At 75.2% G+C, this 13086-nt stretch carries 13 protein-coding genes; 11 read left to right on the forward strand and 2 right to left on the reverse strand.

Annotation, left to right across the window (positions count from 1 at the left end; genetic code table 11):
* The first annotated feature begins 66 nt into the window (after window positions 1-66).
* The 6 genes from ACVJO7_RS10245 to ACVJO7_RS10270 all read left to right on the forward strand — a co-directional run bounded on the left by ACVJO7_RS10245 (window position 67) and on the right by ACVJO7_RS10270 (window position 6818).
* The gene (locus tag ACVJO7_RS10245) at window positions 67-1170 is read left to right on the forward strand and encodes an alpha/beta hydrolase (protein ID WP_491672651.1); all 1104 of its coding nucleotides are present in this window, start codon (window positions 67-69) and stop codon (window positions 1168-1170) included.
* A 56-nt stretch (window positions 1171-1226) separates the two neighbouring features.
* Window positions 1227-1901: a FadR/GntR family transcriptional regulator gene (locus tag ACVJO7_RS10250; protein WP_491672652.1), complete on the forward strand. Its 675-nt coding sequence runs from the start codon at window positions 1227-1229 to the stop codon at window positions 1899-1901.
* A gap of 142 nt (window positions 1902-2043) precedes the next feature.
* Window positions 2044-2997 carry a CE1 family esterase gene (locus ACVJO7_RS10255; protein ID WP_491672653.1) on the forward strand — a complete coding sequence of 318 codons (954 nt, stop codon included), beginning with the start codon at window positions 2044-2046 and terminating at the stop codon, window positions 2995-2997.
* Between the two features lie 71 nt (window positions 2998-3068).
* Window positions 3069-4076, forward strand: coding sequence for an aldo/keto reductase (locus ACVJO7_RS10260; protein ID WP_491672654.1), 1008 nt, complete (start codon window positions 3069-3071; stop codon window positions 4074-4076).
* Between the two features lie 56 nt (window positions 4077-4132).
* Window positions 4133-5500, forward strand: a complete 1368-nt coding sequence (locus ACVJO7_RS10265) for an FAD-binding oxidoreductase (RefSeq protein WP_491672655.1) — start codon at window positions 4133-4135, stop codon at window positions 5498-5500.
* A 40-nt stretch (window positions 5501-5540) separates the two neighbouring features.
* Window positions 5541-6818, forward strand: a complete 1278-nt coding sequence (locus ACVJO7_RS10270) for a class I SAM-dependent methyltransferase (protein ID WP_491672656.1) — start codon at window positions 5541-5543, stop codon at window positions 6816-6818.
* A gap of 193 nt (window positions 6819-7011) precedes the next feature.
* Here ACVJO7_RS10270 and ACVJO7_RS10275 read toward each other — a convergent pair whose 3' ends face one another.
* On the reverse strand, window positions 7012-7872 hold the full coding sequence (locus tag ACVJO7_RS10275) for a fructosamine kinase family protein (protein ID WP_491672657.1): 861 nt from the start codon (window positions 7870-7872) through the stop codon (window positions 7012-7014).
* Window positions 7869-8327, reverse strand: a complete 459-nt coding sequence (locus ACVJO7_RS10280; protein ID WP_491672658.1) for a low molecular weight protein-tyrosine-phosphatase — start codon at window positions 8325-8327, stop codon at window positions 7869-7871. The genes ACVJO7_RS10275 and ACVJO7_RS10280 overlap by 4 nt, the downstream gene beginning before the upstream one ends.
* Window positions 8328-8481: 154 nt before the next feature.
* Between ACVJO7_RS10280 and cobC the strand changes: the two genes are divergently transcribed.
* The 5 genes from cobC to ACVJO7_RS10305 all read left to right on the forward strand — a co-directional run bounded on the left by cobC (window position 8482) and on the right by ACVJO7_RS10305 (window position 13057).
* Window positions 8482-9579 (forward strand): Rv2231c family histidinol phosphate aminotransferase CobC, encoded by a 1098-nt coding sequence (gene cobC, locus ACVJO7_RS10285; RefSeq protein WP_491672659.1) that lies wholly within the window; start codon window positions 8482-8484, stop codon window positions 9577-9579.
* Window positions 9580-9638: 59 nt separating this feature from the next.
* Window positions 9639-10790 (forward strand): Nif3-like dinuclear metal center hexameric protein, encoded by a 1152-nt coding sequence (locus ACVJO7_RS10290; RefSeq protein WP_491672710.1) that lies wholly within the window; start codon window positions 9639-9641, stop codon window positions 10788-10790.
* Complete coding sequence (locus tag ACVJO7_RS10295) at window positions 10787-11512, forward strand: zinc ribbon domain-containing protein (protein ID WP_358481696.1); 726 nt, start codon at window positions 10787-10789, stop codon at window positions 11510-11512. Before ACVJO7_RS10290 ends, ACVJO7_RS10295 begins: the two co-directional genes overlap by 4 nt.
* Window positions 11513-11514: 2 nt before the next feature.
* The gene (locus tag ACVJO7_RS10300; RefSeq protein WP_344019359.1) at window positions 11515-12657 is read left to right on the forward strand and encodes a bifunctional RNase H/acid phosphatase; all 1143 of its coding nucleotides are present in this window, start codon (window positions 11515-11517) and stop codon (window positions 12655-12657) included.
* A 214-nt stretch (window positions 12658-12871) separates the two neighbouring features.
* Window positions 12872-13057, forward strand: coding sequence for a hypothetical protein (locus ACVJO7_RS10305; protein WP_344019145.1), 186 nt, complete (start codon window positions 12872-12874; stop codon window positions 13055-13057).
* Window positions 13058-13086: the final 29 nt, after the last annotated feature.

Below are 13086 nucleotides of genomic sequence, written 5' to 3' on the forward strand. Positions count from 1 at the left end.
ACCCGTCGGTAACAACGGGAGTCTCCACGGGCCGTCGGTGACCCCCGAGTGCCGTAGGGTGCGCGCGTGCACCTCGTCGACGCTGTCGCCAACGTCTGGGACCGGACCGTCGTCGGGCATCTCGCCGATCTCGAACGGATGCCGCGCGAGGCCGTCGTCGGCTCCCCGGCGGGCATCCTGTACCGCTACCGGCCGCTGTCCGGGGTGGACGCCCACGACGGCGCACCGGTGCTGCTCGTGCCCCCGCTGGGCGCCCCGGACTTCGCCTACGACCTGCGGCGCGGCTGCTCGCTGGTGGAGCACCTGCTACAGCAGGGGCGCACCGTCTACCTGATCGACTACGGCCCGAAGTCGTTCTCCGACCGGAGCCTGGGCATCGAGCACTGGGTGGACGACCTGCTGCCGTCCGCGGTCCGCGAGGTCGCCGACGCCGAGGGCTCCGACGTGCACCTGGTCGCCTGGTCGCTGGGCGGGATCTTCGCGCTGCTCACGGTCGCCGCCGCCGTGCAGTCCCGGGCGCCGCTGCCGGTGCGCAGCGTGGCCGGGATCGGCACCCCGGTCGACATCTCGCGGGTCCCGCTGGTGGCGCCGCTGCGCCCGCTCGCCGAGGTCGCGGGCGGCCGGATGGTCTCCTCGATCTATCGCGGCATCGGCAGCTTCCCGGCGCCGGTGGTGAGCTGGGCCTTCCACCTGACGGCGGTGGACCGGCTGGTCACCCGTCCGCTCGCGGTGCTGTCCCGGATCGACGACCGGGACTGCCTCGCCCAGATCGAGGCCGTCGACCACCTGATGGCCAACATGCACGGCTACCCGGGCCGGGTGTTCGGCCAGATCTTCCACCTGCTGCTGCGCAACAACGACCTGGCCTCCGGCGGGCTGCGGCTGGCCGGGCGCGACGTCGAGCTGTCCGACGTGGACGTGCCGGTGCTGGTCGTCGCCGGCCGGGACGACGTCATCGCCCCGTTGAAGGCGGTCCGCAGCGCGGTGCCGCTGCTCTCCGGCAGCCCGGAGGTGCGGTTCACGACCGCACCGGGCGGGCACCTCGGCGTGCTGACCGGGCGGCGGGCCCGGACCAGCACCTGGCCGGAGCTGGACCGGGCGCTCGCCGACTGGGACGACGACGCGACCGGCAGCAGTACCGGCTCCGGCGACGCGGTCGTCGGCGGCTGACCCTTCCCGCCCGGCCCGGCCTTGACCACGTCGGAGCGAAGTGATTTAGTCACTTTATGAGTTCGCAGATGGCGGGGCGGCTGTCGCTGTCGGAGCGGCTCGCCGACGACATCATGCGGATCGTCCGGGTCGAGGGCCTCGGCCCCGGCGACCAGCTGGCGTCCTCCCGCGATCTCGCCCGCCGGTTCGAGGTCACCACCCCGACCGTGCGCGAGGCGCTGCGCCGGCTGGAGGCCACCGGTGCCGTCGAGTTCCGGCACGGCTCGGGCACCTACGTCGGCCCCGGCGCCGACCGGCGCCTGCTGGCCAACCCGCACGGTCCCGCCGCCACCCGGGAGAGCGTGCTGGAGCTCGTCGAGGCCCGGCTGGTCCTCGAACCACCGATCGCCGCCGCGGCCGCCCGCACCCGGGACACCGAGGGGCTGCGCCTGATGGAGCTCAGCGTCACCAACGCGCTGCACCCGCCGCAGGGCGATCTCCGCCCCGCCGTGCACTTCCACGTCGCGCTCGCCGCCACCAGCGGCAACGCCGTGCTGCGGGAGACCGTGCAGGCGCTGCTCGACGTCCGCGCCCGGGACCAGATCGAGATCCGGCACCGCTACGACGACCGCGAGCGCGACCACGCCGAACACGTCCGGCTGCTCGACGCCGTCCGCGACGGCGATCCGGAGCTGGCCGCGTCGCTGACCGCCGAGCACCTGGCCGCGATCCGCTCGGCGGTCGGCGGCTGAGCCGCACCGGCCGACGGCCGGAGCACCCGCACCCCGTCCCGCACCAGCGACGGCGCCGACCGGTGCCGCCGCCCCCCGCCCTGCCCGGACCACCCGGGCCGGCCGAACCGGGCGTCGACGACGCCGTCCGAAGGGAGCCGGTATGCCCGGAACGAGGAGAGCACGGTTGCTCGCGCTCGCCGCCTGCCTGTCCGTCGCGGTGGCGGGGGTGATCGGCACCGCCGCGACGGCGTCCGCGGGGGAGCGTCCGCCGCCCCGCGCCCCCGGCTGCGGCACACCCGCGCCGCAGCAGCCCGGTACCAGTGTGGACCGGACCGTCCGCTCCGGCGGGCTGGACCGCGCCGTCCGGCTGCACCTGCCGCCGGGCTACACCGCGGACCGCGCGTGGCCGGTGGTGCTGGTCTTCCACGGCCGCGGCAACAGCGGTCCGACCACCGAGGAGTTCAGCGAGCTGTCCGCGCTGCCCGCGATCCTCGCCTACCCGGACGGCGTGCCCGGCGGCGAGGACCGCCGGGCCTGGCAGGGCGCCCCGTACTCGGCGCCGGGGGTGGACGACGTCGCCTTCACCGGCGACCTGCTCGACGAGCTCGAGTCCACGCTGTGCGTCGACACGAAGCGGGTCTACGCGACCGGGAAGTCCAACGGCGGCGGGTTCACCGAGATCCTGGCCTGCCGGCTCGCCGACCGGATCGCCGCGTTCGCCCCGGTCGCCGGCGCGTACTACCGGGCGGGGGAGCCGCCCTGCGAGCCCGGCCGGGCGGTGCCGGTGCTGTCGTTCCACGGCACCGGCGACGTCACGATCCCCTACGCCGGCGACGCCGCCCGCGGGCTCCCCGCGATCCCGGACTGGGTGGCCGGCTGGTCGGACCGGAACTCCTGCGCGCCGCAGCCGGCGACCCGCCGGATCGAGCCGGACGTCACCGTCTCGACCTGGTCCGGCTGCGACGACCGGGCGCGCGTCGAGCACGTCGCGATCGACGACGCCGGGCACACCTGGCCGGGCGCGACGCTCTACAGCGGCGGCGGCAGCACCACCTACACGGTGCGGGCCACCGACCTGATCTGGGACTTCTTCAGCAGGCACCGCCTGCGCTGAGGCCCCCCGCGCGGTGCTGAGGGGTCACCGCGCGGATGTGCGCCCGGGGACGTCGGGGAACAATCGCGACCATGCGGTATCTCGACGTCCCCGGGCCCACCCGTACGCCGTGGTCGGTGATCGGCCTGGGCACCTGGCAGTTCGGCTCCACCGAATGGGGCTACGGCGCCGGGTTCGACGGCGAGGCGGCGCGGATCGTCGCCCGCGCCCGGGAGCTCGGCGTCACCGTGTTCGACACCGCGGAGGTCTACGGTCTCGGGCGCAGCGAGCGGATCCTCGGCGAGGCGCTGCGCGCCTGCGGCGGCACCGACGACGTCGTGCTCGCCACCAAGTTCCTCCCGCTGCTGCCGCTGGGGCCGGTCCTCGAACAGCGCGCGGTCGCCTCGGCCGCCCGGCTCGGCGTGTCCTCGATCGACCTCTACCAGATCCACAAGCCGCATCCGCTGCTCGGCGACAGCTCCGCGATGCGCGGGATGGCCGCGCTGCAGCGGATCGGGCTGGTCGGCGCGGCCGGCGTCTCGGCCTACCCGATGGCCCGCTGGCGCACCGCCGACGCCGCGCTCGGCGCCCCGGTGCACGCGAACCAGGTGGAGTTCAGCCTGCTGCGCCGCGAGCCGGCCGCCGAGCTGGTGCCGTTCGCGGTCGCGCAGCGCCGGGTCGTGATCGCCTACAGCCCGCTCGCCCAGGGCCTGCTGACCGCCCGCTACGACGAGACGAACCGGCCGTCGAACGCGGTGCGGCGCAACACCGCCTGGCTCCCGGAGAACCTGCGGGCGCTGCGCCCGCTGCACGACGCGCTGCGCGACGTGGCGGCCGGGCACGACGCGACGCCGGCGCAGGTCGCGCTGGCCTGGGTGGTGCACCACCCGAACACGATCGCGATCCCGGGTGCGTCGAGCCTGGCGCAGCTGGAGTCCAACGTGGCGGCCGCCGCGATCACCCTCACCGCCGACGAGCACGACGGCCTCACCGCGGCGGCCGCGGCCGTGCGGCGGACCCTCGGGCCGCGCGCGCTGCCCGCCCTCGCCCGCGACCTGACCAGCAGCGGAAGGGGATCGTTCGGTCGCATGACGGTGTGACGTAGACCGGTGAAAACCGTGCGCGTAACAAACGGGAGAGGTCTATCGTCGTCGTCATGGTGACGCTCGTCCCCTCCGTATCCCGTGCGGCGCACGACACGGCAGTGGCGGAGCTGCGCCGGCGGCGGTCCGGCGCCGGGCGGGTGCAGCTGGGCAAGCCGTCGTCGAACCTGTTCCGGTTCGGCGACCGGGACACCGGCCGCGGCGCCACCCGGCTGGACACCTCCGCGCTGGACGGCGTGCTCGCCGTCGACCCGGTCGCGCGGACCGCCGAGGTCCAGGGCATGGCCACCTACGAGACCATCGTGGACGCCACGCTCGCGCACGGACTGATGCCGCTGGTCGTCCCGCAGCTGAAGACGATCACGCTCGGCGGCGCGGTGACCGGGCTCGGCGTGGAGTCGACGTCGTTCCGCAACGGGCTGCCGCACGAGTCGGTGCTGGAGATGGACGTGCTCACCCCGGCCGGGGAGCTGCTGCACGTCACCCCGGACGGCGAGCACGCCGACCTGTTCGCGGCCTTCCCGAACTCCTACGGCACGCTCGGCTACGCGCTGCGGCTGGTCGTCGAGCTGGCGCCGGTGCGCCCGTTCGTGAAGCTCACCCATCACCGGTACCCGACGGCGGACGCCGTCGCGGCCGGGATCGAGGAGCTGGCGGGCTCCGGGGCGGACTTCCTCGACGGCGTGGTCTTCGGCCCCGGCGAGCACTACCTGAGCGTCGGCGAGTTCGTCGACGCCCCGATGCCCGGCGCCCGGATCTCCGACTACACCGGCCAGGAGGTCTTCTACCGGTCGCTGCAGCGCCGCCCGGTCGATCACCTGACCGCGCACGACTACCTCTGGCGCTGGGACCCGGACTGGTTCTGGTGCTCGCGCGCGTTCGGCGTGCAGCACCCGCTGGTGCGCCGGTTCTGGCCGCGCCGATACCGCCGGTCCGACGTCTACCGCAGGCTGGTCGCGCTCGACCAGCGCTACGGCGCGTCGAACCGGGTCCGTAGCGCGATCGGCGTCCCGACCGAGGAAATGGTCGTGCAGGACGTCGAGATCCCGGTCGAGCGGCTCGCCGAGTTCCTCGCGTTCTTCCACGCCGAGGTGGGGATCGCCCCGGTGTGGCTGTGCCCGCTGCGGCTGCGCGGCGAGCGGTCCTGGCCGCTCTACCCGATGGAGCGGGGCCGGCTCTACGTCAACGTCGGCTTCTGGTCGTCGGTGCCGGAACGCCCCGGTGACCCGTGGGCGCACAACCGGCTCGTCGAGGAGTGCGTCGCGCGGCTGGGCGGGCACAAGTCCCTGTACTCGACCGTGCACTACGGCGAGGACGAGTTCTGGGCGCACTACAACGGCGAGGCGTACCGGGCGGTGAAGCAGCGGTACGACCCGGCCGGGCAGGCGCCCGACCTGTACCGCAAGGTGACCGGCCGCTGAGGGGATGCCGCGGTCGGCGGAGCTGGAAGGTGGATCGGCGATGACGGGAGTTCTGGAGCGACGAGACACGACGACCGAACCGGTCGCCGGGATCCTGTCCCGGGTGATCGGCAGGGCGCCGGAACTGCGCATCGAGGCGTTCGACGGGTCCCGCAGCGGCCCCGACGACGCGCCGGTGACGCTGCAGGTCTGCTCGCCTCGGGCGCTGGCCCGGCTGGTGAGCGCCCCCGGGTCGCTGGGGCTGGCCAGGGCCTACGTGACCGAGGAGATCGACGTCCGGGGTGATCTCTACACCGCGCTGCGCGCGATGGCCGAGGTGACGCTGCACTCGATCCCGCGCCGGGACCAGCTCTGGCTCGCCCGGCGGCTGCTGCCCTACTGGCGGGAGCACCGGATGCCGCCGCCCGACCTGGAGGCCCGGCCGCGCGGGCTGCTGCACTCCAAGCGGCGTGACTCGCAGGCCATCTCGCACCACTACGACGTCTCGAACCGGTTCTACGAGTTCGTGCTCGGCGAGTCGATGACCTACACCTGCGCCGCGTACCCGCACGCCGACGCCACCCTGGAGGAGGCCCAGGCGAACAAGTACGCCCTGGTCGCGGCCAAGCTCGATCTCGAGCCGGGGATGCGGTTGCTCGACGTCGGCTGCGGCTGGGGCGGCATGGTCCGGCACGCCGCCGCCGAGCACGGGGTGAAGGCGCTCGGCGTGACGCTGTCCCGGGAGCAGGCGGCGTGGGCGCAGGCCGAGATCGAGCGCCAGGGGCTCGGGGGGCTGGCCGAGGTCCGGCACCTCGACTACCGCGACCTGCCGGACGGCGCGTTCGACGCGGTGTCCTCCATCGGGCTGACCGAGCACATCGGCAAGGCGAACATCGACGCCTACTTCCGGGCGATGCAGGCCAAGCTGCGGCCCGGCGGCCGGATGCTCAACCACTGCATCACCCAGCCGCACAAGCCCGACCACCGCAACACCGACCCGTTCATCCACCGCTACGTGTTCCCGGACGGCGAGCTCGAACCGGTCGGCACCCTCGTCACCGCGATGAACGAGGCCGGCTTCGAGATCCGGCACGCCGAGAACCTGCGCGAGCACTACGCGCTGACGCTGCGCGACTGGGGCGCGAACCTGGAGCGGAACTGGACCGACGCGGTCGCCGAGGTCGGTATCGGGCGGGCCAGGGTGTGGCGGCTGTACATGGCCGCCTGCCGCCTCGGGTTCGAGCTGAACAACATCCAGCTGCACCAGGTGCTGGGGGTGAAGCTGCACGCCGACGGCACCGCCGGGTTCCCGCTGCGCGGGGAGCACGGGGCGTACTGAGCTGGCCTGGGCTCCGGAGGCCCCCGGGGCGCGGGGCTCCCGGCGCGCGGGGCTACCGGGCGCTCCGCGCGGGGCCCGGCTTCCGTGTCGCACCCCCGGCGTGGTCTCGCACCGGCTCCAGGCGGTGCGGCGCCGGACCAGGGGTGCGGCATCGCGTGGATCGGGCGGGCCGGCGGGCCGCGGCGCCCGACCGTCAGGCCAGCCGGCGGGCCGCGGCGACGGCCCGGCCGGCGTGCCCGCCCCCGAACAGCACGGTGTGCACCAGCAGCGGGAACAGCTGGTGCAGCGGGATCCGGTCGCGCCATCCCTCGGCGAGCGGCGTCCCGGCGTCGGCGGACGCCCCGGCGTAGCCGGCCAGCACCCGGTCGAGACGGGGCAGCCCGAACAGGTCCAGCATCGCCAGGTCGGACTCGCGGTGGCCGCCGTGCGCGGCCGGATCGATCAGCCAGGCGGTGTCTGCGGACCACAGAACGTTGCCGGACCACAGATCGCCGTGCAGCCGGGCGGGCGGCTCTTCCGGTCCGGCGAGCCGGTCGATCCGCGCACAGACCCGGTCGATCGCGGCCGCACCGGCCGGATCGAGATCGCCGCGGTCGCGGGCGGCGCGCAGGTAGGGGAGCACCCGGTCCTGCACGAACCACTCGTGCCACGGCCCGTCGTGCCCGACGTTGCGCATCCGGGCGTGCCCGATCCATGCCTGCGCCGGGCCGCCCGGCGGCGGCGCGCCGAACGCGTCGGCACCGGCGGCGTGCAGGACGGCGAGCCGCCCGCCCAGCTCCCCGGCGGCGTCCTCGGTGGGCCGCCCGGCCGGGACCCAGCTGCTGACCAGCCACTCGTCGTCGTGGCCGAGGACGTCGGGCAGCGGCGGGCCGCCGGGAACGGCGAGCCAGCGCAGCCCGGCGGCCTCGGCGGGGATCGAACCGGGATCCGCGGCGCCGTTCTTGACGACGACGGTGACCGCCGCGGCCCCCTCGCCGAGCCGGAACCGGGGCGGGTGCCCGCCGAGCTCCGCGGTCACCGTCCGCCCGGTCAACCGGTGGACGGGAGCGCTCACGCCTGGCGCTTCACGTACTCGACCAGACCCGGCAGCGCCGCCGCGATCATCTCGTAGACCTCGGTGAACCCGTCCGGGCCGCCGTAGTAGGGGTCCGGGACCTCGGCGCCCTCGGCCGCGTCCGGATCGAACGCGCGCAGCAGCCGGACCCGCTTCGGGTCCGGCACCGAGCGCTGCAGCGACCGCAGGTGCCCGGCGTCGAGCGCGACGAGCAGATCGGCGGACAGGATCTCCGAGTCGACCTGGCGGGCCTGGTGGGCGGCGTCGAAACCGTGCTCGGTCAGCACATCGGCCGCACGCTCGTCCATCGGCTGGCCGATGTGCCAGTGACCGGTCCCGGCACTGGTCACCCGCACCCGGTCGGCCAGGCCGACGGCCTCGACCTCGGCAGCCAGCATCTTCTCGGCGATCGGGGAGCGGCAGATGTTGCCGGTACAGACGAAGACGACGTTCACGGTGAACCCTCCCGGGGAGCACGGGCTCGGACGTCGGCGTTGACGGCGGACAGCGAGAACAGCAGGAACAGGGTGGGCGTGACGGACATGGTCCGCCCATTCTCACCCACCCCGCCGTGCCGGTCCGTGCGGGCGCCCGCCGTAGGGTGTCCGGATGCCGTTCGATCACCCTCGGGCCGGTCACGGACCCGGTGACCCGGGCGCCCACGACCTGCGCCACCACGGCGACGCCGAGGTGGCCGACGGCCTGCTCGACTTCGCCGTCAACGTGGTCGGGGACGGGCCGCCCGCCTGGCTGCGCGACCGCCTGGCCGCGACGCTCGACGGCCTCGGCCGCTACCCGCGGGCCGGCCACGACGCCCGGGCCCGCGAGGTCGCCGCCGCCCGGCACGGCCGCACCCCGGACGAGGTGCTCCCGCTGGCCGGGAGCGCGGAGGGGTTCGCGCTGCTCCCGGCGCTGCGGCCGCGGCTGGCCGCCGTCGTCCACCCGGGGTTCACCGAGCCGGAGGCCGCACTGCGGACCGCCGAGGTGGACGTCGTCCGGGTGCACACCGACGCCGCGGACGGGCACGCGCTGCACCCGGCCGCGGTCCCGGACCGGGCCGATCTGGTCGTCGTCGGGAACCCGACGAACCCGACCGGGGTGCTGCACCCCGCCGGCACCGTGCGCGCGCTGGCCCGGCCGGGGCGGGTGCTCGTGGTCGACGAGGCGTTCGCCGACGCCGTCCCCGGGGAACCGGAGTCGCTCGCCGGCGCCGCCGACGTGCCCGGCCTGCTCGTCCTCCGCTCGCTGACCAAGACCTGGGCGCTGGCCGGCCTGCGCGCCGGCTACGCGCTCGCCGAGCCGGCGCTGCTGGCCCGGCTGGCCCGCCCGCGCCCGCCGTGGCCGGTATCGACGCCCGCCCTGGAGGCGATCCTCGCCTGCTGTGAGCCGGACGCGCTGTCGGCCGCCGACCAGCGGGCCCGCGAGCTGGCCGCGCACCGGGTCTCGATGACGACCGCGCTGGAGGCGATCGAGGGCGTAGCGGTGTCCCACGGTGTGGCGCCGTACCTGCTGCTGCACCTGCCGGACGGCACCGGGGACGACGTCCGGCGGCTGCTGCGCGCGGCCGGGATCAGCGTGCGGCGCGGCGACACCTTCCCCGGGCTGGGCCCGGACCACGTCCGGGTCGCGGTGCGCCCGCCGGAGCTCGCCCGCCGGCTCGTCGAGGAGCTGGAGCTGGCCCTGCGCACGCTGGTGGTGCCGGCATGAGCGCCACCCTGGGCGACGTGACCGACGCGCTGGAGGCGGCCTACCCGCCGGCTCTGGCCATGGAGTGGGACGCGGTCGGGCTGGTCTGCGGCGATCCCGCGCAGCCCGTCGGCTCGGTGCTGTTCGCCGTCGACCCGACCCCGGAGACCGTCCGGGAGGCGATCGACTCGGGCGCCGGGCTGCTCGTCACGCACCATCCGCTGCTGCTGCGCGGGGTGCACGGCGTCGGCGCCGACACCCCCAAGGGCGCGCTGCTGCACACGCTGATCCGGGCCGGCGTCGGGCTGTTCACCGCGCACACCAACGCCGACATCGCCGATCCCGGCGTCTCGGACGCGCTGGCCGCGGCACTGGGCCTCGCCGTGGCGGGCCCGCTGCAACCGGAACCCGCCGAGCCGCTGGACAAGATCGTCACCTTCGTCCCGGTCGGGCCGGCGATCGCGCAGGTGCACACCGCGCTGTCGGACGCGGGCGCCGGTCGCTTCGGCAACTACTCGCACTGCTCGTTCGCCACCGCCGGCACCGGCCAGTTCCTCCCGCTGGACGGGGCGGTGCCCGCGATCGGCGAGGTCGGCCGGCTGGAGCGGGTCGCCGAGACCCGTCTGGAGATGGTGCTGCCGCGGTCCCGGCGGAACCAGGTCGTCGCCGCGCTGCGCGCCGCGCACCCCTACGAGGAGCCCGCCTACGACCTGCTGGAGATGGCCCCGCTGCCGTCGTCGCGGGGGTTGGGCCGGATCGGCTCGCTGCCGGAGCCGGAGCCGTTCGCCGCCTTCACCGAACGGGTGGCGGCGGCGTTGCCGGCCACCGCGTGGGGTGTCCGCGGCGCGGGCGACCCGGACCGGCCGATCCACCGGGTCGCGGTGAGCGGCGGTTCCGGCGACTCCGCGCTGGGCGCCGCCGCCCGGGCCGGGGTCGACGCCTACGTGACCGCCGACCTGCGGCACCATCCGGCGTCCGAGCACCTGCTCGACGGCACCGGGCCGGGCGGCCCGGTGCCCGCGCTGGTCGACGTCGCGCACTGGGCGTCGGAGTGGCCGTGGTGCGAGCAGGCGGCGGGCGTCGTCCGGGCGGCGCTCGGCGGTAGCGTCTCGGTGTCGGTCTCCCGGCTGCGCACCGATCCGTGGACCACGGCGGCCACCGCCGCTCCCGGGGCCGTGTCCTCAGCGGCTGCGCACCAGCCGACCCCCCATCACACGGAGGCGAGATCATGAAGGCCGACCCCACCGCCCAGGCGAAGCTGCTGCAGCTGGCCGAGGTGGATGCCGAGATCGGCCGGCTCGCCCACCAGCGCCGGACGCTGACCGAGCACAAGCAGTTCGACGACGCCGAGCAGCGGCTCCGGGACGCGCGCGACGCCGCCGTCCGGGCCGAGACCCGGGCCGGTGACCTGGACCGGGACATCGCGCGGATCGAGCGGGACGTCGACGGTGTCCGGGCCCGCACCGAGCGCGACCAGAAGATGCTGGCCGGGGCCGGGATCGGGGCGAAGCAGGCCACCGAGCTGCAGCACGAGCTGGACACCCTGGCCCGCCGGCAGGGCGTGCTGGAGGACGAGCAGCTCGGCGTCATGGAGGAGCGCGAGGCGGTCGGGGCGGAGCTGGAGCACGCCCGCGCCGAGCTGGCCGCCGCCGAGGAGCACATCGCGGAGATCCGGGTCCGCCGCGACGCCGCCGAGGGCGACATCGACGTGTCCCGGGCCGGGCGGGACCGCGCGCGGGCCGAGCTGGTCGCCGCGCTGCCGGACGACCTGGTCGCCGACTACGAGCGGATCCGGGCGAAGGGCGGGGTCGCGGCCGGCGCGCTGCGCGAGTCGCGGTGCAGCGCCTGCCGGCTCGAGCTGGACCGCACCTTCATTGCGCAGGTCCGGGGTACCCCGGCCGACGAGATCGTGCACTGCGAGGAGTGCGGCGCGATCCTGGTGCGTGGCAAGTGAAGCTGGTCGTCGAGGCGGACGGCGGGTCGCGCGGCAACCCCGGGCCCGCCGGATACGGCGCGGTCGTGCTCGACGCGACCGGGCGGCAGGTGCTCGCCGAGGTCTACGACGGGCTGGGCACCACCACGAACAACGTCGCCGAGTACCGCGGGCTGATCGCCGGTCTCGCCGCGGCCCGGGAGCTGGGCGCCACCGAGGTCGAGGCCCGGCTGGACTCCAAGCTCGTCGTCGAGCAGATGAGCGGTCGCTGGAAGGTCAAGCACCCGGCGTTGCAGGAGCTCGTCGACGAGGCCCGGGACCTGGTCCGCCACTTCGACGCCGTGACGTTCGGCTGGATCCCGCGTGCCGACAACGCGCGCGCCGACGCGCTCGCGAACCGGGCGATGGACGGCGGATCGAGCCCGACGCCGGAGCCGTCGGCCGGCCCGGAGCCCAAGCCCGGATCGGCGACCGAGTCCTCCGAGATCGGCGCGACCGACTCGTCGGCGGTGGCGGCGGCCTGGACCGGGCAGGTCGGTACCCCGGTCCGGATGATCCTGCTGCGGCACGGGCAGACCGAGCTGTCGGTGGAGCGCCGCTACTCCGGGCACGGCGACCCGGAGCTGACCGGCGTCGGTCAGGAGCAGGCCGCCGCGGCGGCCCGCGCGCTCGCCGCCCGGCTGGCGAAGGAGGGCGTCGCCCCGGCCGCGGTGCTGTCGTCGCCGCTGCGCCGGGCCCGGCAGACCGCCGCCGCGGTCGCCGAGGCGACCGGCGCCGACCTGCTGGTCCGGGACGCGCTGATCGAGACCGACTTCGGCGGCTGGGAGGGCCTCTCGTTCGCCGAGGCGCGGGAGCGGGATCCCGAGCTGCACGGCCGGTGGCTCGGCTCGGCCGACGTCGAACCCCCCGGCGGGGAGAGCTTCCGCTCGGTGGGGGAGCGGATCGAGGCGGAGCGCCGCCGGATCGTCGAGGACTTCCCGGGATCCACGGTGATCGTGGTCAGCCACGTGACGCCGATCAAGATGCTGATCCGGGACGCGCTCGGCGCCGGCGACGAGGTGCTGTTCCGGATGCATCTCGATCTCGCGTGCACCAGCGTCGCCGACTTCTACCCCGACGGCGGGGCCTCCGTCCGCCTGGTGAACGACACGTCCTACCTGGACTGAATCGGCGGGCGGCCGGGCCCGGCCGATACCGCGGAACGGCGCGCCGCGCACGCAGGCGCGCCGCTGGATCGATACAACCATGGCCCGAACGGGCGGAGTCGACTCCGGAGCGTTGTCCCCCCACCCCGCCCGGGCGATGATCTGCGAGCACCGTACGGGGTGGATCTCGTACGGAGCGTGAACGCTGTCTCGGTGTCGGGGAACGGAGAGACAAATGTCGGTGCGGTCTTCTGGAGCGCTGTCCCACGAGCACGACTACGGATACGACCTGGCCCACGAGATGAGCACGATCGCGCGGCTGCCCCAGCAGCGGCGCGGCACGTCCCGGCCGATCGGTGCGCCGGCCCGCGAGCTGGACCCGGACACCGATCTCGGGCACGACATGGCCCACGAGATCTGACCCACCGACCGCGGACCCACCCAACGCAG

The sequence above is a fragment of the Pseudonocardia sp. DxW genome (assembly GCF_058448985.1).